This is a genomic window from Amycolatopsis sp. NPDC005003 (assembly GCF_053600695.1).
On sequence record NZ_JBSGAI010000011.1, the window covers coordinates 73,571 to 92,990 of the forward strand.

Below are 19,420 nucleotides of genomic sequence, written 5' to 3' on the forward strand. Positions count from 1 at the left end.
GCTGCTGGGGCGATCAGGAAAAGCGTTCCAAGGCCCGGATCTTGTTGGTCGCGTCCAGCGCCGCCACCTTGTACGCCTCCGACAGCGTCGGGTAGTTGAACACCGCGTCCACCAGGTAGTCGACCGTGCCGCCGCAGCCCATCACCGCCTGTCCGATGTGGACCAGGTCCGTCGCGCCCGTGCCGAACACGTGGACGCCGAGCAGCTTGCGGTCCGTCGTGGACACCAGCAGCTTCAGCATCCCGTAGCTGTCGCCGGTGATCTGGCCGCGGGCCAGCTCGCGGTACCGCGCGATGCCGACCTCGTACGGCACCGAGGACGACGTCAGCTGGGCCTCGGTCGAGCCGACGTACGAGATCTCCGGGATCGTGTAGATGCCGATCGGCTGCAGCGCGCCGAGCTCGTGCGCCGGTTCGCCGAACGCGTGGTACGCCGCCAGCCTGCCCTGGTCCATCGACGTCGCCGCCAGGGCCGGGAAGCCGATCACGTCGCCGACCGCGTAGATGTGCGGCACCGCCGTGCGGTAGCTCTCGTCGACCACCAGCCGGCCGCGCTCGTCCGCGCTCAGGCCCGCCGCCTCCAGGTTGAGCTCGCCGGTCATGCCCTGGCGGCCCGCCGAGTACATGACGCCGTCGGCCGGGATGCGCTTGCCGCTGACCAGCGTCGTGATCGTCGCGTGGTCGGACACCGCCACGTCCGCGACCTTCTCGCCGAAGCGGAAGGTGACGCCCAGGTCGCGCAGCTGGAACTTGAGCGACTCGACGATCTCCGGGTCGCAGAAGTCGAGCATGTGGTCGCGCTGCTCGACCACGGTGACCCGCGAGCCGAGCGCGGCGAACATCGACGCGTACTCGATCCCGATCACCCCGGCGCCCACCACGACCAGCGAAGACGGTATCTGCTCCAGCTGCAGGATCTCGTCGGAGTCGAGCACGCGGGCGGCGTCGAAGTCGACCTGCTTCGGCCGCGCGGGCCGGGTGCCGGTGGCGATCACGACGTGGTCGGCCGACAGCGTCCGCCGGTCGCCGCGGTGGCGGCCTTCGACCAGCACGGTGTGCGGGTCGGCGAAGGAGCCGGTGCCGTCGATCAGGTCGATGTGGTTGCGCATCAGCTGCGCGCGCACGACCTGGACTTCGCGCCCGACGACGTGCTGGGTGCGGGCGAGCAGATCGGCGATGGTGATGTCCTGCTTGACGCGGTAGCTCGCGCCGTAGAGCTCCCGCTGGTTCATGCCGGTCAGGTAGAGCACGGCTTCGCGCAGCGTCTTGGACGGGATCGTGCCGGTGTTGACGCACACCCCGCCGACCATGTCGTGGCGGTCGACGACCGCCACCTTCTTGCCGAGCTTCGCCGCGGCGATCGCGGCCTTCTGCCCGCCGGGGCCCGAACCGATGACGATGAGGTCGTACTCGTGCTCGCTCACGACGTCGAGCGTGCGCACCCGGCGGGCCGGGCGCAAGCCCCTGCCGGTGAAGATCCGCGCACGGACGGCCGGAGGGGCTAGCGTGTCCGGGTGCTGCGCGTCTCGCTGCTGGGCGAGCAGGTGATCGCCGACGACGAGTCCGGCGCCGTGCTGACGCGGTCGCCGCGGTCGGTCGCGCTCGTGGCCCACCTCGTCGTGCACGCCGGGCGGGCGCAGCCCCGGCGCCTGCTCGCCGGCCTGTTCTGGCCGGACTCCACCGACGCACAGGCGCTCACCAACCTGCGCCGCGAGCTGCACCAGCTGCGCCGGGTGCTGGGCGACCCGCCCGCGCTGACCGTCACCGGGCAGGACCTGTGCTGGCGGGACACGCCCTCGAGCCGCGTGGACGTCCGGGAGTTCGCCGCCGCCCACCGGGCCGCGCTGGCCGCCGCCGAACCCGGTGAAGCCGTCGCCCACGCCCGGGCCGCGCTGGCGGCCTACCGCGGCGAGCTGCTGCCCGGCCTGGCCGACGACTGGGTACTGGCGGCCCGCGCCGAGCTCGAGCGCCAGTGCGTCGAACTGTGCGACCTGATCTGCCGGACGCCGTCGGGCGACCCCGCCGCCGCGCTCGCCGCGGCCCGCCGCCGGATCGCGCTGCGCCCCCTCGAAGAGACCGGCTACCGGACGCTGATGGGGCTGCAGGCCGAGGCCGGGGACCGGGCGGGCGCGGTGAGCACCTACCACCGGTGCGCGTCGGTGCTGGAGCGCGAGCTCGGCGTGGTCCCGGCCGAACCGACCCGCGCGGCGCTGCGCCGGCTGCTCGCCCGGCCGGACCCAGAGCCGCGGCGGGCGGCCGCACCCGGCCTGGTCGGCCGCGCCGCGGAGCTGGCCCGGCTGGGCGAGCTCTGGCGGACGGCCGCGGCGGGGCGAGCCGGGTTCGTCCTCGTCCGCGGGGACGCCGGGGTCGGCAAGACCCGGCTGGTGACCGAGCTCGCCGGGCTGGCGCGGGCCGACGGCGCGGTCGTGGCGGCCGGCCGGTGCTTTCCGGCGCCGGGTCGGCTCGCGCTGGCCCCGGTGGCCGAGTGGCTGCGCACGCCGGCCGTGCGGCAGGCGGCGGCGTCACTGGACCCGGTGTGGCGCGCCGAGGTCGACCGGCTGGTGCCGGCCACGCGCACCTCCGGCGAGCACGCCGTCGTCGAGGCCTGGCAGCGCCTGCGGTTCTTCGAGGGGCTGGCCCGGGCGCTCACCGCCGGCGGCCGGCCCGTCCTGCTGGTGCTCGACAACGCGCAGTGGTGCGACGAAGAGACCGGCGCGTTCGTCGCCTTCTGCCTCGGCCTGCTGCCGGAGGCGCCGCTGCTGGTCGTGGCGACGCTGCGCGACGGCGACCCGGCCGCGGGCGTCGCGGCCTGGACCGGTCAGCTGCGCGACGACGGCAGGCTGACCGAGCTGCCGCTGCGCCCGTTCGACGCCGACGGCACGGCCCGCCTCGGCGCAGCGGTCGCCGGGCGCCCTCTGTCCACTTCGGACCGTGACCTGCTGCACGCGGCCACCGGCGGTTACCCGCTCTACGTCGTCGAAGCCCTGCGGGCGCACGATTCCCCGCCCGCCGAGGGGCTGGCCGCCGTGCTGCGGACGCGGCTGGAGCAGCCGGGCCCGGCCGCCCGCGAGATCGCCGGGCTCGCCGCCGCGGCCGGCCGGGACGTCACCCTCGAGCTGCTCACCGAGGCGAGCGACCTCGACGCGGACACCGTCGTCGACGCCGTCGACGAGCTGTGGCGCCGCCGGCTCGTGCGCGAGTTCGGCGGCAGCTACGACTTCACCCACGACCTGCTGCGCGAGGCCGCCTACGAGCAGATCAGCCCGCCGCGGCGGTGGCTGCTGCACCGGCGGCTGGCCCAGGGCCTCGAGCTGCTGCACGCCGGCGACACCGACGCCGTGGCGGCGCAGCTGGCCGAGCAGTACGCCCGCGGCGGCCGCCCGGACCGCGCCGTCGCGCACTACCGGCGGGCCGCCGCCGTCGCCGCGGGCACGTTCGCCCACGCCGAGGCGATCCGGCTGCTGCGGGAGGCACTGGACCTCGTCCGCGCCCGCCCGGCGAGCGGCAACCGCGACCGGGACGAGCTGGCCGTGCTCGAAGCCCTTGCCGGGCCGCTGAACGCCCACCAGGGCTACTCGTCCCCCGAACTGCAGCGCACCCTGGAACGGTCGCTCGCGCTCGCGGAGTCGCTGGGCGACGAGGAGGCCGCGCTCACCGCGCTGCTGGAGCTGTGGTCGTCCCGGTTCGTGCAGGGCCGGACGGTCCAGGCCCACGAGGCGGCCGAACGCGCCCTCGAGCTCCTCGCGCCGGGGACGAGCGCCGAACAGAGCGGCTCGGCGCACTTCATCGTCGCGGGTTCGTCGCTGAGCCTCGGGCACGACCCGGCCGAGGCGCTGCGGCACTTCGACCTGGGCGCCGAGCGCACCCGCGGCGCGTCGTCGTGGCCGATCGGCACCCGCCCGGACGTCCACGGCCCGGCGTGGGCGGCGCACGCCCACTGGCTGCTCGGCCACGAAGACGCGGCCGTGGCGTGCGGCGCCGAAGCGATCGCCCTCGCCCGCCGGATCGACCACCCGTACAGCCTGGCCATCGCGCTGGCCTACGCCGGGATCACCCACCAGATGCGCGGCGACCGCCGGGCGCTCGGGCAGGCCGTCGCCGAGCTGAGGGCGCTGTGCGACCGGTACGGCTTCGCCTACTACCGCGAGTGGGCGCTGGTACTGGGCGGCTGGGCCCGCGGCGACGCGACCGGGCTGGCCGCGGCGCAGCAGGGCGTCGCGAATCTCAAGGCGGAGGGGTCGTTCGCGCGGATGCCGTACTGGCTTTCGCTGGTCGCCGAGCTGTCGCCGCCGGAAGCGGCGCGGGCGACGCTGGACGCCGCCCTGGCCGCCGGGGAAGCCCGCGACGACCGCTGGTGGCTGCCGGAGGTGCTCCGGCTGCGGGCGGCGCACGACGTCGATCCGGTTCCCCGCCTGCGCGCGGCCGTGGAGCTGGCCCGCGCCCAGGGCAGCACCGCCCTGCGGGAGCGGGCGGAGGCGGACCTGCGGCGCCGGCGCTGACCGGGCCCGAACGACCCGAACGCTGCGCGAACGCCGGCTGCCTACGTTCCCTCCGGTACCGGAAATCCGAGAGGGGCCACTCATGACCACCACCGCTCTGCCGCACGAGGAACTGGCCGCCACGCTGCGCGGCGACCTCGTCACCCCCGCCGACCCCGGCTACGACGAGGCCCGCGCCGTCTACAACGCCATGATCGACAAGCGGCCGGCCGCGATCGCCTACTGCCGCGACGCCGCCGACGTCGTCACCTGTGTCCGCTACGGCCGCGCCCAGGGCCTGGACATCGCGGTGCGCGGCGGCGGCCACAACGCGGGCGGCCTCGGTGTCGCCGACGGCGCGCTCGTCATCGACCTGTCCCGGCTGCGCAGCACCACGGTGGACCCGGTCCACCACACGGTCCGCGCCGACGCCGGCTGCACCTGGGGCGACGTCGACCACGCCACGGTCGCGTTCGGGATGGCCACGCCGTCGGGCATCGTCGCGTCGACCGGAGTGGCGGGCCTGACCCTGGGCGGCGGCATCGGCTACCTGGCCCGCCGCTTCGGACTGACGGTCGACAACCTGCTCGGAGCGGACGTCGTCCTCGCCGACGGCTCGTTCGTGCACGCTTCGGCGTCCGAGCACCCCGACCTGTTCTGGGCCCTGCGCGGCGGCGGCGGCAATTTCGGTGTCGTCACCTCGTTCACGTTCCGCTGCCACGACATCGGCGAGCACGGCGTGGTCATCGGCGGCCCGGTGCTGTACGACCTGGCCGACACCCCGGAGGTGCTGCGCTGGTACCGCGAGCTGCTGCCGTCGCTGCCCGAGGAGCTGAACGGCTGGTTCGGCCTGCTGACGGTGCCGCCGGCCCCGCCGTTCCCGGAGCAGCTGTGGGGCCGCAAGGCCTGCGGAATCGTCTGGTGCTACACGGGATCGCACGACAAGGCGGACGAGGTGCTGGCCCCGGTCCGGTCGTTCGGGACACCGCTGCTGGTCGGCCTGCACGACATGCCGTACACGGCACTGCAGGGAGCGTTCGACGCGCTGTACCCGGCGGGCCTCCAGTGGTACTGGCGAGCGGACGTGTTCCACGAGATCTCCGACGAGGCGATCGACATCCACCTCAAGCACGGCGAGGGATTGCCGACCATGCACTCGTCGATGCACCTGTACCCGATCGACGGCGCGGCGAGCCGGGTGGCCGCGGACGCCACGGCGTTCCCCCACCGCGCGGGCGGCTGGTCGGGCGTGATCGTGGGAGTGGACCCGGCACCGGAGAACGCCGAGAAGATTTCCCGGTGGACCAAGAACTACTGGGAGGAACTGCACCCGACATCGGCGGGAGGGGCGTACGTCAACTTCATGATGGAGGAGGGCCAGGACCGGGTCCGGGCGTCCTACCAGGGCAACTACGAGCGCCTGGCGGCGGTGAAGCGGAAGTACGACCCGAAGAACGTGTTCCACGTCAACCAGAACATCCACCCGGCGTAGTTCACGAGCGGAGCGCACCGCGGCGGCGCTGCCAGTCGGTGACCGTGTCCAGCCCGGACTCGATCTCCTCGGTGAGCAGCGCCGCCAGCTGTGCGGCGACGTCGGCGCCCAGCAGCTCGCCCACCCGGTCCAGCAGCGGCAACGCCTCCCACGGCGACCTCGCCAGCGCGCCGGCCGCGACCCCCGGTTCGGGTGGCACCAAGCCCTCCTCCAGGCCGAACCGCCCCGCCGCCAGCAGCGCGGCGACCACGAGGTGCGGCTGAGCATCGGCCCCGGCGAACCGGAACTCCAGCCGGGGACTCGACGACGGCCCGGCCACCCGCACGGAGGCAGTCCGATCGTCGTGGCCCCAGCGAACCTCCCGGGGCGAGAACGGCGCGGTCCGCAGCCGGACGTAGGAGTTCCACGTCGGCGCCCAAACCGCCGTCAACGCCCGGGCATCCCGGAGCACACCGGCCAGGAACCCACCGAGCAGATCCGGTTCCGAACCGTCCAAAGCAGACAGGGACAGGTGAACGTGCCCGGAGTTCCCCTGCCCCGGCTCGGGAGCCGCGAGGTAGTCGGCAGTGACCCCGTGACGCGCACAAGCCCGGCGCACCACGAGCTGCTGCAGGAGCACATCGTCACAAGCGGCGAGCGCGTCCCGGTGCCGCAGGACGATCTCGTACTGCCCGGGGTGGCACTCGGCCCGAGCCGATTCGACGCCGAGCCCGGCGTCGGCCAGCTCCCTCCGCAGCTCCCCCAGCAACGGCGCCAGCCGTTCGGTACCACCGAGCGCGTAGTCGACGCCGTGCGCGGTGAGCGGCACCCCGGCGGAATCCCGGAACACGACCTCGTGCTCGATCCCCACCGAAGGCACCAGCCCCAGCCCCTCCAACGCCACGAGCTGACTCCGCAGCACCTCCCGCGGCGCCAGCTCCGCGGCGACCCCGGACGGCCATTCGGCGTCGCCGACCACCGCCCAGGTGCGCTCCCCCAGCGGGATGGCCGAAGCCGCGTCCGGCCGCACCCGCAGATCGCCGAACCCTTCGAGGTACCCGCCCAGCACACCGGACGCCGGCAGCGGATCCCGCGACGGCGTCCACGCGAAGACGTAGCTGCAGACGCCGTAGCCGTCTTCGAGCACCGAAGCGGCGAACGGCGCGGCGAGCTCGACCGCGGCGAACCGGGCGTGCGGGTCGGGGACCAGCAGGAGCAGCCGGGCACCGTCCTCGGCGAGCACGCCGCGCAGCACCGCCTCGCCCGCCGTGGCCGCCGCGCGCCGGGCCGAGAGGGACCGCGGGCCGGCCGGTCGCGCGAACGCCGTCACCACGCGCCGCCCGGATCCGGGGCGTGCAGCGGGTTCGGCACCCGGCCCCAGCGGACGTCGAACTCGTCGTCGCGCTCCACCTTGTCGAAGCCCTGCCCGGCGAAGTGCTCCCGGTTGAGCGTCACGCGCTCGACGTCCGGGGCGAACAGGCGGCACGCGTCGAAGCGCGCGGCCAGGTCCGGGTTCTCGTCGCGGTAGCGGCCGACGACGGCACGCACGAGGCTCCAGAACCGGGCGCGGGGCAGGCCCACCTCGTCGAGCAGCACCTCGGCCCAGAACCGGAACTGGCCGGAGAACACCGAGCTGAACAGCGACTGGGCCAGCAGGTGCGCCGGCCAGCGGAGCATGTCCGCCGCGGCTTCGGGCGGGAGGCTCGCGTAGCTTTCGACCTGCTCGTCGAGCAGGTCGACGCCCTGGGCGAAGTCCTTGATCAGCACCCGCCGCGGGAGCCCGGCGCCGTCGACGACGAGGATCAGGTTCTGGCCGTGCGGGCAGAACCCGACGCCGTGCCGCAGCAGCCACTGCAGCAACGGCGTGAGCAGCAGGTCGAAAAGCCGGGCCAGCCACGTTTCCGGGTCGTGGCCGCCGATCAGGTGGGCCAGCACCGAGCCGCCGTCGGGACCCCGGTACGGCAGGGCGGCGAACGAAATCGCGCGCTCCCCCTCGGCGAGCCGGATGGGCTCGCGCCACAGGGCGCCGAGGGTTTCGTGGAACCGGTACGGCAGCTCGTCCAAGTGCCCGAACAACGGGTGCTTCACCGACACGCTCGCGACCTCGCCGAGCAGGCCGAACCGGTACTCCTCGCGCAGCACCGGATCGGCGGCGCCGACCTGCCGCAGCCACGACGTCACCGACGGCCCGGCGAGCGTCGCCGCGGAGTTGAGCCCGCGGTAGACGAGCGTGTTGCGCACCGAAACGGCGGTCTTGACGTCGTGGCGGCCGGGCGTGCTCACGTTCGCCAGGGTCCGGACGGTCTGGTGCGGCCGGTAGGCGTCGGTGCTCTCCCCCAGGTCGATCACGACGCCGGTGGCGAGTTCGGCGGCGTAGAGCGTGCCGAGGATTTCGTCGGCCTGCCACGGGTGCACGGGCACCCAGACGTAGTCCTCGGGTGCTTTCGCGGCGAACTCGCCGCGCTGGTCGCCGAGTTCGGCGGCCAGCAGCGCGTCCCGGCTGAGCTCCTCGACGCAGCGGAATTCGGCGTGCTCGGGGTGGACGGCGAACCAGCGCAGCCGGACGTCCGCGCCCGCTTCGGGCGCGTACCGGGCCCGGTCGCGCGCGGAGAACCCGACGCGGCCCTTGTTGAGCACGAGCCGCGGGTGCCCGGTCAGGTGCCCGTCCGCGAGGTTGTAGTCCATCGTGGACAGTTCGGTCGCGGTCGGCGCGCGGCGCAGGCGGGCGGCTTCGTTGGCGACGGTCGAGGTCAGCTCGGCGAGCACATCGGCCAGCCGCAGCCCGCTCAGGCCCAGGACTTCGCGGGCGTCCACGACGAGGGTGCGCGGGTCGGTGACCGGTTCGCCGGACCGGCGCGCGCTGCCCGCTTCGACCGTGAGCGCGTCGAAGGCGCCGCGCCGGGCGCGGAACGTGTAGACCGCGCCGGGCAGCTCCAGCCGGTGGGCGTCGCCGTCGCCGGCCGGCTCCAGCATGTGCTCGTAGGACAGTTCGCCGAGCATCTTGTGCGTGATCAGGGCGCCGGCCTCGCGCCAGGCGGCCGCCTCGTCCAGGGTCACAGGTCCTCCAGGCCGAACGTGGTGAACGCGGTGCGGTCGGGCAGCTCGTGCACGGTCCTGCCGCACACGGCGTTGAGGATCACGGCCGCCCGCCACGCGCCGAGCCCGAGGTCGGGGGCGCCGGGCCCGTGGGTGTGCCGTTCGGCGTTCTGCACGAACAACGAGCCGGGCACGTCGAGCGCGACGCGGTAGTCCGCGCCGACGTCGAGGCGGCCCTGCCGGTCGCGGCGGACGGCGCCGCCGAGCCCGGCCAGCAGCGGCCCGGTCGGCGCCTCCGCGTACCCGGTGGCCGCGACGAGGGCGGCGGTGCGCAGGGTGGCCTCGCGGCCCTGCTGCGCGTGCCGGACGCCGAGCTCGATCTCGCCGTCCACTGTGGACGCCGAGACGACTTCCACGCCGGGGATCAGCACCGCACCGGGCGGGCCGGTGATGCTGCGGCGGTAGAGCTCGTCGTGGATCGCGCCGATCGTTTCGGTGTCGATGCCCTTGTAGAGCTGCCACTGCGCGGGCAGCAGCCGGTCGCGGACGGCTTCGGGCAGGCCGTGGAAGTACGCGGTGTAGTCCGGCGTGAACTGCTCCAGCCCGAGTTTCGAGTACTCCATCGGCGCGAACGCGGGCGTCCGGGCGAGCCAGCGCAGGCCGTCCACGGCGGACCGGCCGCGCAGGAGGTCGAGCACGACTTCGGCGCCCGACTGCCCCGAGCCGACGACCGTGACGCTGCCGGCGGCGAGGAGCGCGTCCCGGTGCGTGAGGTAGTCGGCCGAGTGCAGGGCCGGCACACCGGGATCGGCGACGAGCTCGCGCAGCGGCTCCGGCACCGACGGCACCGAGCCGACGCCGAGCACGACGTTGTCCGCGAGGACGGGTTCGGCGCCGTCGATCGTGAGCTCGAAGGCGTCGCCGGCCCAGCGCAGCCCGGTCACCTCGTGCCCGAAGCGGCACGACGGCAGCCGCGCGGCGGCCCAGCGCCCGTAGTCGTCGTACTCCTCGCGCGGCAGGTGGAACCGCTCGGCGAAGTAGAACGGCAGCAGGCGGCCGCGGTCGCGCAGGTAGTTGAGGAAGGAGAACGGGTTCGTCGGGTCGACCAGCGTGACGAGGTCGGCCAGGAACGGCACCTGCAGCGTCGCGCCCTCGACGAGCAGGCCGGGGTGCCAGCGGAACTCCGGGCGCGTGTCGAAGAAGACGGCGTCGAGGCCGTCGACCCCGGCGGCCAGCGCCGCGAGCGAAAGGTTGAACGGCCCGATCCCGACACCCGCGAGGTGGTGGCGCCTCACGAAGCGACCGGGCTTTCCCGGCCGGCCACGAGCTCGGCGCCCGCCGTGGCGGCGATCCGGTCGAGCAGCGGGCGGTAGTCGGCGGCGGTGGTGTGCGGGTGCAGCAGCGTCAGCTTGAGCCACAGCTGGTGCGCGCCGCCGGGCCCGGTCGGCAGCGCGGCCCGGCCGATGACCGCGGTGCCCGCTTCGAGCAGGGCCCGGCGGACGCGCGCGACGAGCTCGTCGCCGCCCGCCTCGTCGGCGACGACCGGCCGCAGGACCACTGTGGACAGTTCGGGTGGGCCCCAGAGCCGCAGGCCGGGGTGGGCCTCGACGCTGCGGGCGACCTCGGCGGCGGTGGCGCAGCAGCGTTCGACGAGCGCGCCGAGGCCGTCGGTGCCGAGCGCGTGCACGGTGACGGCCATCCGGAAGGCGTCCGGCCGCCGTGACGTCCGGATCGAGCGGCCGAGCAGGTCCGGCAGGCCGGCTTCGGTGTCGTCGTCGGCGTTGAGGTATTCGGCGCGGACGGTGAGCGCGCCGAGATCGGCGGCTTCGCGGGCGGCGAAGAGCCCGGCGGCGACCGGCTGCCAGCCGAACTTGTGCAGGTCGAGCGCGACGGAGTCGGCTCGGTCCAGTCCGACGAGCTTGGGTTTGAGCGTGTCGCTGCAGAGGGCCATGCCGCCGTAGGCCGCGTCGACGTGCAGCCGGGCGTTGTGCCGCCGGCAGATTTCGGTGATTTCCGGCAGCGGGTCGAGGGTGCCGGTGTTGGTGGTGCCGGCAGTGGCGACGACGACGCAGCCGGGGGTGAGGACCTCGGCGAGCGCCTCGGGGAGCAGCCGGTCGCCTTCGCACTGGACGACGATCGGGGCGGGCAGGCCGAGCAGCCAGGCGGCGCGGGCGACGCTGTGGTGGGCGTTGGCCCCGCAGACCGGCTGGACGACGCCGTTTTCACGGGCGAGGAGCAGCCCGAGGAGGTTCGATTCGGTGCCCCCGGTGGTCACGACGGCGTCGGGGTTTCCGGCCTGGGGGTAGCAGAGCCGGGCGATGCCGGTGGTGAATTCGCGCTCGAGTTCGCCGGCGACGGGGGCTTGGTCCCAGGAGTCCATGGAGGGGTTGAGGGCACCGGCGACGACATCGGCGGCAACGGACACGGCCAGGGGCGGGCAGTGGAGGTGGGCGGCGCAGGCGGGATCGGCGGGATCCGCGGACCCGGCGGCGAGCAGCCGGCTGAGCTGTTCGAGCGCGGCTTCGGCCCCGACGCCCCGGCGGGGCAGGACCCCGGCCCGGGCAGGCGCTGGGGCAGTGCCGTGCGGCCCGGCGGCGGCAGGGAAGTCCGGCTCGGCGGGAGTTGCGTCGGCCACCCGCCGCAACTCGGCGTGCTCGGGAGCCGGGATCGGCCCGCCTGCGGGCACGAACTCCACGCGCCCCAACTCGGCGAGCGCCGCGTCGGAGGCGACCGGCCGCAACTCGCCCGCCAAGCTCGGCCCGGCCACGGGCGCCGACTCCGGCCCGGCGGCAGCCGCGTCGGCCGGCCCGCTGTCCCCCGCCGCCTGGCCACGCTCCGCCACCAGGGCCGCCGCCACCGCGGCCGGGCCGCCCGCCGGGATCGGGCCGCCGCGCTCGGCCACGCCGGCCGCCATTGCGCGCAGGGCCACCGGGATCAGCTCGCCGAGCCGGTCCGCGCCGCCGTCGCCCCCGGCCAGCCCGTCTGCCCGCATGTGCCCGCCTTCCTTAGGGTTGCCTTGCCTACGCTGAGCAACAGTACGGCGACCGGCGACCGCCTGTCATCCCCGTCCAGCATGCTCGACCGGGTGGCGGCGACGCGTCGGCCATCGGGAGTAGGTTCACCGCGAGGAGGTGATCAGCGTGCCCCGGTGGGACGTCCTGGCCGCGATCGGCGCCGGCGGCGCGCTCGGCAGCCTGGCCCGCTACGGCCTGTCGGTGGCGCTCCCGCACGCGCGCGGCGAGTTCGCCGTCGCCACGCTGCTCACCAACGTGCTCGGCTGCCTGCTCATCGGCGTCCTGATGGCGGTACTGACGACCACCGCCCGCCCGCACCACCTCCTCCGCCCGTTCCTCGGCGTCGGGATCCTCGGCGGCTTCACGACGTTCTCCACGTTCGTGACCGACACCCTCGACGCGGCGACGACCGGCCGTCTCGTGGGATCCTTGGCGTACGTGGCCGCTTCGGTGGTGCTGTGCCTGGCCGCCGTCGCCGCCGGTCTGGCCGCGACCCGCGCGGTGCGAAAGGGACGCTGATGGAAGGACCGGCCACCCGCCTGACGATCTACCTCGGCGAAGACGACCACTGGCACCACAAGCCGCTCTACCACGAGATCGTCCGCCGGGCGCGCGATGCGGGCCTCGCCGGCGCTTCGGTGCTTCGCGGCGTCGAGGGCTACGGCGCGTCGTCGCTCATCCACACCACGCGGATCCTGTCCCTGTCCGAGGACCTGCCCGTGGTGATCGTGATCGTCGACGAAGAGGCGAAGCTCCGGGCGTTCCTGCCCCAGCTGGACGAGCTGATCGGCGAAGGGCTGGTGACGCTCGACCAGGTCGAGGTGGTCCGTCACGTGGGGCGGACGGAGTGACTCTCGTCCTGGTGGCCCTCGGCGGGGCGGCGGGCTCGATCCTGCGCTACCTGACCGACCGGAAGGTGCAGCAGTGGCGCGATTCGCCGTTCCCGTTCGGGACGCTGACGGTGAACATCGCGGGCTCGTTCGTCCTCGGCTTCCTGAGCGGCTGGCTCCTGCACGGCGCGGAGCCGTCGTCGGTCCGCGCGTTGGTGGCGGTGGGCTTCTGCGGCGGCCTGACGACGTTCTCGACGTTCGGCTACGAGACGGTCCGGCTGTTCCTGGAGAAGACCCGGCTGTACGCGGTGGTCAACGTGCTGGTGACGGTGGCCGCGGGCCTGGCGTCCGGCGCGCTCGGGCTTGCGCTGGCCACCGTCACCTTCACGTGAGCGTCAGCGCGGTGCCAGGCCGCGCACCTGCTCGAACGGGTCTTCCCCGGTCGGCAGCAGAGCGATGATCGGCGTCGTCAGGCCGTTGTCCACATAGGCCTGCACCTGCTCCCGGCACGACTCGACGCTGCCGTGGATCACCAGCTCGTCCACGACCGAATCCGGGATCACCTGGTTGGCCTTCTGCCGGTCCCCCGCCGCCCAGGCCTCGTGCATCGGCGCCAGCGCTTCCCCGCGGCCCAGCCACTCGTGGAACGCCGCGTACACCGGCACCGTCAGGTAGCTCGAAATCAGCATCCGCCCCAGGCCACGCGCCGCGTCGGCGTCCTCCGTCGGGCAGACGAAGATCCGGGCCGCCAGCTCGACGTCCGGCCCCACCACCGCACGCACCTTCGGGACGTCCGAAGCCGCCAGCCAGTTCGTGATCGCGCCGTCCGCCTCACGCGCGGCGAGGCGGAGCATGCCCGGGCGGAGAGCCGCCAGCATGATCGACGGCGGCGGGTCGGCCGGGCGCTCCAGGCGGAACTTCGACACCGCGAACGTCTCGTACTTCTCGCTGACCTTCTCCCCCGCCAACGCCGACCGCAGGAAGCGCAACGTGTCCCGCGAACGCGCGAAGGGCTCGTCGAAGGAAGCCGCGTTCCAGGCCGAGACGATCACCGGGGACGACGCGCCGATGCCGAGGACGAACCGGCCGGGGGCCAGCTCCGCCACCGTCGCCGCCTGCATCGCCAGCAGGCCCGGGCCACGCGTGTACACCGGGACGATCGCCGTGCCCAGCCGCAGCTGCGGCGCCCACTGCGAGGCCAGGACCAGCGGCGTGAACGCGTCCGTGCCCGCCGTCTCGGCCGTCCACGCGTCGGTGTAGCCCAGGTCCGGCAGCTGTTCCACCAGTTCGCGGTGCGCCGTCAGCGGCACTCCGGTCAGCGGGATCGTGAGGCCCCAGCGACTCATGCGCGCCTCGCTGACGCTCGGCCCGGCCTGAGCCGAAGACGCAGTGTCCAATGGTTCGCTCGCAGGCTCACTCACGCGGTCTCCTTCTCGACACTGGACAGTTCACGCAGCAGCCAGTCCACCTGCGTGCGCATCAGGTTCTCCGCGACCTCTTCGGCCTGCGGCGTCATGTGGGTCGCGCCCGCCAGCGGCAGGAACACGTGCGGCCGCCCCTTCGCCAGCAGCGCCGACGACAGCCGCAGCGCGTGGGCGACGAACACGTTGTCGTCGGCCAGCCCGTGCACGATCAGCAGCGCGCGGCTCAGCTCGCCCGCGCTCTCGATCAGCGAGTTGTGCGCGTAGCTCTCCGGTTCGTCCTGGGGCTTGCCCAGGTACCGCTCGGTGTAGTGGGTGTCGTACAGCGACCAGTCGGTGACCGGCGCGCCCGCGACCGCCGCGTGGAAGACGTCCGGGCGCCGCAGCACGGCCAGCGCCGAGAGGTAGCCGCCGTAGGACCAGCCCCGGATCGCCACCCGCTCCAGATCCAGCTCCGGGTACGACGCGGCCGCCGCCTGCAGCGCGTCCACCTGGTCCTGCAGGGTGACGTCGGCGAGGCGCCCGTGGATCTCCCGCTCCCACACCGCGCCGCGGCCCGGCGTGCCGCGGCCGTCCGCCACCAGCACCGCGAAGCCCTGGTCGGCGAGCCACTGCGACGTCAGGAAACTGTTGCGGCTCTGCAGGACGCGCTGGGCGTGCGGGCCGCCGTACGGGTCGAGCAGCACCGGCAGCCTGCCCTCGCTCGGCTCGTACCCCCGGGGCAGCAGCAGCGCGGCGCGCAGGTTCCGCTCACCCAGCGTCAGCCAGGTCAGGTTCGGCACGATGTCCGGGTCCACAGTGGACGACTCGATCGTCGCGACCGGCGAGCCGTCCCGCAGCACCGAGACGCGCGGGCCGCTGTGCTCCAGGCTCCACGACGACAGCACGGTGACCTCGGCGGACCCGGCACCGATGTGCACGCCGTCCACAGTGGACAAGCGCCGGACCGACGAGCCCTCGGTCCGGAAGACGTGGATCTGGGTCGGGTCGGCCTCGGACGCGCTGAACAGGATCTCGTCGCCGACGTCGAGCACGGCCCGCAGCTGCAGCCCGGCCGGAGTGACGGCCTCACCGCCGACGAAGAGCCGGTGATCGCCGTCGACCATGCCCTCGACGACCAGGCGGCCGTCGGGCGTCCACGCCGGGACACCGCCGACGATGTCGATCCAGTGCTGGTCGGAGGCGCTGTGCACCACCGACGTCGAGCCGTCGGCGACGTCCACCGCGAGGACGTCCATCCGCTTCTGGTCGCGCGGCTGCACGGCGAGCAGCGGCGCGCCGCCTGCCGACCAGTGCACCGACGCCAGGTACTCCCAGTCGCCCTGCGCCACATCGACGCGGGAACCGTCCAGGCCGAGCACCGACAGGGAAACGAGGGCGTTCGTGGTGCCCGCGGCCGGGTAGGCGACGACGTTCGCTGGGTTCTGCGGGTTGACCGGGTCGGCGATGGTCCAGTGCGGGACCGGGCCGCGGTCGGAGCGCTCGGCCAGGACGCTGCGGCCGTCGGGGGCCCACCAGTAGCCGCGGGTGCGGTCCATCTCCTCGGCGGCGATGAACTCGGCGAGGCCCCAGGCGATGTCCTCGCCGTCCTCCTCGACCAGCACGCGGTCGTCGCCGGTGGCCAGCTCCAGCACGTGCAGCCGCCGGTTCTGGACGTAGGCGACGTGCGTGCCGGTGGGGTTCGGCCGCGGGTCGACGACCGCGCCGTCGACCCGCAGCGCCACCTCGCCCGAAGCGAGGTCCAGGGTGTAGAGCTTGCCCGAAAGGGAGAACACCGCGACGGTGAAGGCCGCGTCGACGCCGTAGTGCACGACACCGCCGCCGCTCTCGCGGGCCCGTTCGCGCCGCGCGCGCTCTTCGGCGGGCAGCTCCTCTTCGCCGGGCAGCAGCTCGGCGGCGTCGACGAGCTTGGTCTCGGCGCCGGTCGCCAGGTCGGCCGACCAGAGGCTGTGCCGGGGGTCGCTGCCCGACTCCGCGCGCAGGAACAGCACGCGGGAGGCGTCCGGGGCGACCCGGAACTCCTTCGGCGCGCCGAGGGTGAAGCGCTGGGTCCGGGCCTGTTTGCGGAGGAACGGGAGGTCGTCGACATCGGTCACGCCCGCACTCTTCCAGACGATCACGAGGGGGCGCCAACACCCTTCAGCTTGGCCAGCTCGGCGTCGACGTCGTAGTCCGGCGCCGGGAAGCGCGGCTTCAGCTCGGTGAGGGTTTCGATGAGCAGTTCGGCGACGGCCCAGTTGCGGTACCACTTGTGGTCGGCGGGCACCGCGTACCAGGTCGGCGTCTTCGCGAAGATGTCGGCGTAGGCCTTCGCGTAGGCCGGCCAGTGCGACCGGGCCTCCAGGTCGCCCGGGTTGTACTTCCAGCGCTTCTCGGGCGTGTCGAGCCGGGCCTTCAGCCGCTTGAGCTGTTCTTCGGGCGAGATGTGCAGGAACACCTTGAGCACGGTCGTGCCCGCTTCGGCCAGCTCCGCCTCGAACGCGGTGATCTCGGCGTAGCGGCGGCGCCGCTCGGCCGCGGTGAGCAGGCCGTTCACCCGCGGGACCAGGATGTCCTCGTAGTGCGAGCGGTCGAAGACGCCGATCTGGCCGGGTGCGGGCAGCTGCTTGCGGATCCGCCAGAGGTAGTGGTGCCGCCGCTCGGCGGCGGTCGGCTTCTTGAACGCGGCATACCGGACCCCCATCGGGTTCACCAGGCCGAGCACGTGGGAGACCGTGCCGCCTTTGCCGGAGGTGTCCATGCCCTGCAGCACGAGCAGCACCCGGCGGGTGCCGCCGCCGACGCCCTCGGCGTAGAGCGCCTCCTGCAGCGCGGACAGCCGCTCGCCCGCGCTGCCGAGCCGCTCGAGGGCCTTCGCCTTCTTGCCCGGCCCCACCGGGACCGAGCCCGGGTCCGGCAGTGCGCCGTCGACGCGCAGCGCGTCCCGGACCCGGCTCCCTGCGTCCTTCTTCGCCATCCCGGCAGGCTAACCGCTCAGGCGGCGGCTTTCTCGGCGAAGAGCTTCAGCAGGGCGCCGTGCCCGCCGTCACCCGAGACGCCTTCGCGAACCTTGGGACCGGTTTCGCCGTGCCGCTCGAAGTCCCGGTGCTCCAGCTCGACGCGGGTCGACCTCGGCCCCTCCTCGATGAATCTGACCTCGATTTCGCTGGCGTAGGCGGGGTCGGGGTTGATCTTCCAGTCGCCGTCGATGCGCCAGGAAAGCACCACCCGGGCCGGCGGCTCCCAGACGAGCACCTCACCCCACTGGCACTCGGCGCCGTCCACGGTCCGCTCGTACCAGTGGCCGCCGGGCTTCGGTTCGAGGACGGCTTCGGCGAGGTCGCCCGCGCCGATGTGGTGCTGCCGCGGCCACCAGCTGTCGAAGGCCTCTGTGTAGGTCTTGAAGGCGTGCTCGCGCGAACACGCGACGGTGACGCTCCTGCGGATCGGCTCGAGTGTCATGACTGCTCCTCTTCGGTGGATTCCGCCAGTTCGGCGAAGGCGTTGAGCGCGTCCGACCACATCCCGTCGAGGTAGGCGCGCAGGGCGGCGATCCCGGCCGGTTCCAGCCGGTAGAGCCGCTTGGTGCCGGCGGCCCGGTCGGTGACCAGGCCGGCCGCCTTGAGCACCTTGAGGTGCTGGGACACGGCCGGGCGGCTGATCGGCAGGTCCGCGGCCAGCTCGCCGACCGCGCGCGGCCCGGCCCGCAGCGCTTCGAAGATCGCGCGGCGCGACGGGTCGGCGAGGGCGGCCAGCTGGTCGCTTCCGTAAGTCGCCACGAACGGTAAGTTACGACTTACCAAGGAGCTCGTCAACCGGAACGCACTGTTTCGGGGGTGTGAACGCGATATTGCGCAACGAACAACGGGTGAAAGCAATGTTTCCCGGCTGAACTCTGCGTGTCCTGCCTCTAACCTGAACGTATGACGACGTTCGCCGGCCGGGAGACCGCCGCCCCCACCGCCGCGAGCTTCATCGAGCTCGACGAGCGGTGGAGCACGCACAACTACCACCCGCTGCCCGTCGTGATCGCCGAAGCCGAAGGCGCTTCGGTGACCGACGTCGAGGGCAAGTCCTACCTCGACTTCCTCTCCGGCTACTCGGCGCTGAACTTCGGCCACCGCCACCCGGACCTGGTCGCCGCCGCCGTCGAGCAGCTCGGGCGCGTCACCCTGACGTCGAGGGCGTTCCACCACGACCAGCTGGGGCTGTTCTGCCGCGAGCTGGCCGAGCTGACCGGCACCGAGCTGGTGCTGCCGATGAACTCCGGCGCCGAGGCCGTCGAGTCCGCGGTCAAGATCGCCCGCAAGTGGGCGCACCGGGTCAAGGGCGTGCCGGACGGCACCGCGGAGATCATCGTCGCCGGGTCGAACTTCCACGGCCGGACCACCACGATCGTGTCGTTCTCGACCGACGAGACCGCGCGCGCCGACTTCGGCCCGTTCACGCCGGGGTTCGTCACGGTGAAGTACGGCGACGCGGCCGCGCTGCGCGACGCGATCACCCCGCGCACCGCCGCGGTGCTGCTGGAGCCGGTGCAGGGCGAGGCCGGCGTGATCGTGCCGCCGGAGGGCTACTTCGCCGACGTCCGGCAGGCCTGCGACGAACACGGCGTGCTGCTGATCGCCGACGAGATCCAGTCGGGCCTGGCCCGCACCGGCACGGTGCTGGCACTGGACCACGAGGGCGTCCGCGCCGACATGTACACGCTGGGCAAGGCCCTCGGCGGCGGCATCATGCCGGTGTCCGCGGTGGCCGGCCGCCGCGACGTGCTGGGCGTCCTGAAGCCGGGCGAGCACGGCTCGACCTTCGGCGGCAACCCGCTGGCCTGCGCGGTCGGGCGCGCGGTCGTGCGCCTGCTGAACACGGGCGAGTTCCAGCAGCGGGCGACCGAGCTGGGCGCGCACCTGCACTCGCGACTGAACGAGCTGGTCGGCCACGGCCTGTCGGAGGTCCGCGGCCGCGGCCTGTGGGCGGGCATCGACATCGCCCCGGGCGGCCCGTCGGGCCGGGCGGCCTCGGAGGCGCTGATCGCGCGGGGCGTGCTGTGCAAGGAGACGCACGAGCGCACCCTGCGGGTCGCCCCGCCGCTGGTGATCACCCGCGAGGAGCTGGACCGCGGCATCGACGCGATCGCCGAGGTGATCCGCCCCTGAAACCACCCGGACGCCGCCGGGTGAGCCTCCCGCCCC

At 73.7% G+C, this 19,420-nt stretch carries 16 protein-coding genes; 6 read left to right on the plus strand and 10 right to left on the minus strand.

Annotated elements, in window-relative coordinates:
- Window positions 1-13 precede the first annotated feature (13 nt).
- Entirely contained in the window at window positions 14-1,423 is a 1,410-nt protein-coding gene (sthA, locus tag ACWED2_RS15250; RefSeq protein ID WP_449691077.1) for a Si-specific NAD(P)(+) transhydrogenase, read from the minus strand.
- Between the two features lie 90 nt (window positions 1,424-1,513).
- Between sthA and ACWED2_RS15255 the strand changes: the two genes are divergently transcribed.
- Together ACWED2_RS15255 and ACWED2_RS15260 are read left to right on the plus strand one after the other, a co-directional pair.
- Entirely contained in the window at window positions 1,514-4,498 is a 2,985-nt protein-coding gene (locus ACWED2_RS15255) for an ATP-binding protein (protein ID WP_449691078.1), read from the plus strand.
- An 82-nt stretch (window positions 4,499-4,580) separates the two neighbouring features.
- A complete protein-coding gene (locus ACWED2_RS15260) occupies window positions 4,581-5,969 on the plus strand; it encodes an FAD-binding oxidoreductase (protein WP_449691079.1) in 1,389 nt (462 codons plus the stop codon).
- Window position 5,970: 1 nt separating this feature from the next.
- Here the strand turns inward: ACWED2_RS15260 and ACWED2_RS15265 are convergent, their stop codons facing one another.
- Genes ACWED2_RS15265 through ACWED2_RS15280 form a run of 4 tightly spaced genes read right to left on the minus strand, consistent with a single transcriptional unit; the run spans window position 5,971 to window position 11,976 of the window.
- Entirely contained in the window at window positions 5,971-7,278 is a 1,308-nt protein-coding gene (locus ACWED2_RS15265) for a glutamine synthetase (RefSeq protein ID WP_449691195.1), read from the minus strand.
- Complete coding sequence (locus ACWED2_RS15270) at window positions 7,275-9,005, minus strand: IucA/IucC family protein (protein WP_449691080.1); 1,731 nt, start codon at window positions 9,003-9,005, stop codon at window positions 7,275-7,277. Before ACWED2_RS15270 ends, ACWED2_RS15265 begins: the two co-directional genes overlap by 4 nt.
- Entirely contained in the window at window positions 9,002-10,279 is a 1,278-nt protein-coding gene (locus ACWED2_RS15275; RefSeq protein WP_449691081.1) for a lysine N(6)-hydroxylase/L-ornithine N(5)-oxygenase family protein, read from the minus strand. Before ACWED2_RS15275 ends, ACWED2_RS15270 begins: the two co-directional genes overlap by 4 nt.
- The gene (locus ACWED2_RS15280) at window positions 10,276-11,976 is read right to left on the minus strand and encodes a pyridoxal phosphate-dependent decarboxylase family protein (protein WP_449691082.1); all 1,701 of its coding nucleotides are present in this window, start codon (window positions 11,974-11,976) and stop codon (window positions 10,276-10,278) included. Before ACWED2_RS15280 ends, ACWED2_RS15275 begins: the two co-directional genes overlap by 4 nt.
- Before the next feature lie 139 nt (window positions 11,977-12,115).
- Here ACWED2_RS15280 and ACWED2_RS15285 point away from each other — a divergent pair, with 139 nt between their 5' ends.
- The 3 genes from ACWED2_RS15285 to crcB are packed head-to-tail and all read left to right on the plus strand — an operon-like array spanning window position 12,116 to window position 13,220.
- Entirely contained in the window at window positions 12,116-12,517 is a 402-nt protein-coding gene (locus ACWED2_RS15285) for a fluoride efflux transporter FluC (RefSeq protein ID WP_449691083.1), read from the plus strand.
- Window positions 12,517-12,849: a DUF190 domain-containing protein gene (locus ACWED2_RS15290; RefSeq protein ID WP_449691084.1), complete on the plus strand. Its 333-nt coding sequence runs from the start codon at window positions 12,517-12,519 to the stop codon at window positions 12,847-12,849. Before ACWED2_RS15285 ends, ACWED2_RS15290 begins: the two co-directional genes overlap by 1 nt.
- Window positions 12,846-13,220: a fluoride efflux transporter CrcB gene (gene crcB / locus ACWED2_RS15295; RefSeq protein WP_449691085.1), complete on the plus strand. Its 375-nt coding sequence runs from the start codon at window positions 12,846-12,848 to the stop codon at window positions 13,218-13,220. The genes ACWED2_RS15290 and crcB overlap by 4 nt, the downstream gene beginning before the upstream one ends.
- A gap of 3 nt (window positions 13,221-13,223) precedes the next feature.
- On the opposite strand, the gene ACWED2_RS15300 is transcribed toward crcB, so the two are convergent.
- From ACWED2_RS15300 to ACWED2_RS15320, 5 genes are all read right to left on the minus strand, one after another.
- Window positions 13,224-14,174 (minus strand): LLM class F420-dependent oxidoreductase, encoded by a 951-nt coding sequence (locus tag ACWED2_RS15300; RefSeq protein WP_449691086.1) that lies wholly within the window; start codon window positions 14,172-14,174, stop codon window positions 13,224-13,226.
- A gap of 71 nt (window positions 14,175-14,245) precedes the next feature.
- Window positions 14,246-16,345 carry a prolyl oligopeptidase family serine peptidase gene (locus tag ACWED2_RS15305; protein WP_449691087.1) on the minus strand — a complete coding sequence of 700 codons (2,100 nt, stop codon included), beginning with the start codon at window positions 16,343-16,345 and terminating at the stop codon, window positions 14,246-14,248.
- 20 nt (window positions 16,346-16,365) lie between these two features.
- Entirely contained in the window at window positions 16,366-17,205 is an 840-nt protein-coding gene (locus ACWED2_RS15310) for a PPK2 family polyphosphate kinase (protein ID WP_449691088.1), read from the minus strand.
- A 17-nt stretch (window positions 17,206-17,222) separates the two neighbouring features.
- Window positions 17,223-17,690 carry an SRPBCC family protein gene (locus ACWED2_RS15315; RefSeq protein ID WP_449691089.1) on the minus strand — a complete coding sequence of 156 codons (468 nt, stop codon included), beginning with the start codon at window positions 17,688-17,690 and terminating at the stop codon, window positions 17,223-17,225.
- On the minus strand, window positions 17,687-18,007 hold the full coding sequence (locus tag ACWED2_RS15320) for an ArsR/SmtB family transcription factor (RefSeq protein ID WP_449691090.1): 321 nt from the start codon (window positions 18,005-18,007) through the stop codon (window positions 17,687-17,689). Before ACWED2_RS15320 ends, ACWED2_RS15315 begins: the two co-directional genes overlap by 4 nt.
- A 144-nt stretch (window positions 18,008-18,151) precedes the next feature.
- On the opposite strand from ACWED2_RS15320, the gene rocD reads away from it, so the two are divergent.
- Complete coding sequence (gene rocD, locus ACWED2_RS15325) at window positions 18,152-19,384, plus strand: ornithine--oxo-acid transaminase (protein ID WP_449691091.1); 1,233 nt, start codon at window positions 18,152-18,154, stop codon at window positions 19,382-19,384.
- Window positions 19,385-19,420: the final 36 nt, after the last annotated feature.

Bases quoted from the DNA above. Each gene is read 5' to 3' on its own strand.
- ACWED2_RS15260 (WP_449691079.1), top strand. From the start codon at position 4,581: ATGACCACCACCGCTCTGCCGCACGAGGAACTGGCCGCCACGCTGCGC.
- ACWED2_RS15280 (WP_449691082.1), bottom strand. From the start codon at position 11,976: ATGCGGGCAGACGGGCTGGCCGGGGGCGACGGCGGCGCGGACCGGCTC.
- ACWED2_RS15290 (WP_449691084.1), top strand. From the start codon at position 12,517: ATGGAAGGACCGGCCACCCGCCTGACGATCTACCTCGGCGAAGACGAC.
- ACWED2_RS15300 (WP_449691086.1), bottom strand. From the start codon at position 14,174: ATGAGTCGCTGGGGCCTCACGATCCCGCTGACCGGAGTGCCGCTGACG.
- ACWED2_RS15310 (WP_449691088.1), bottom strand. From the start codon at position 17,205: ATGGCGAAGAAGGACGCAGGGAGCCGGGTCCGGGACGCGCTGCGCGTC.
- ACWED2_RS15315 (WP_449691089.1), bottom strand. From the start codon at position 17,690: ATGACACTCGAGCCGATCCGCAGGAGCGTCACCGTCGCGTGTTCGCGC.
- rocD (WP_449691091.1), top strand. From the start codon at position 18,152: ATGACGACGTTCGCCGGCCGGGAGACCGCCGCCCCCACCGCCGCGAGC.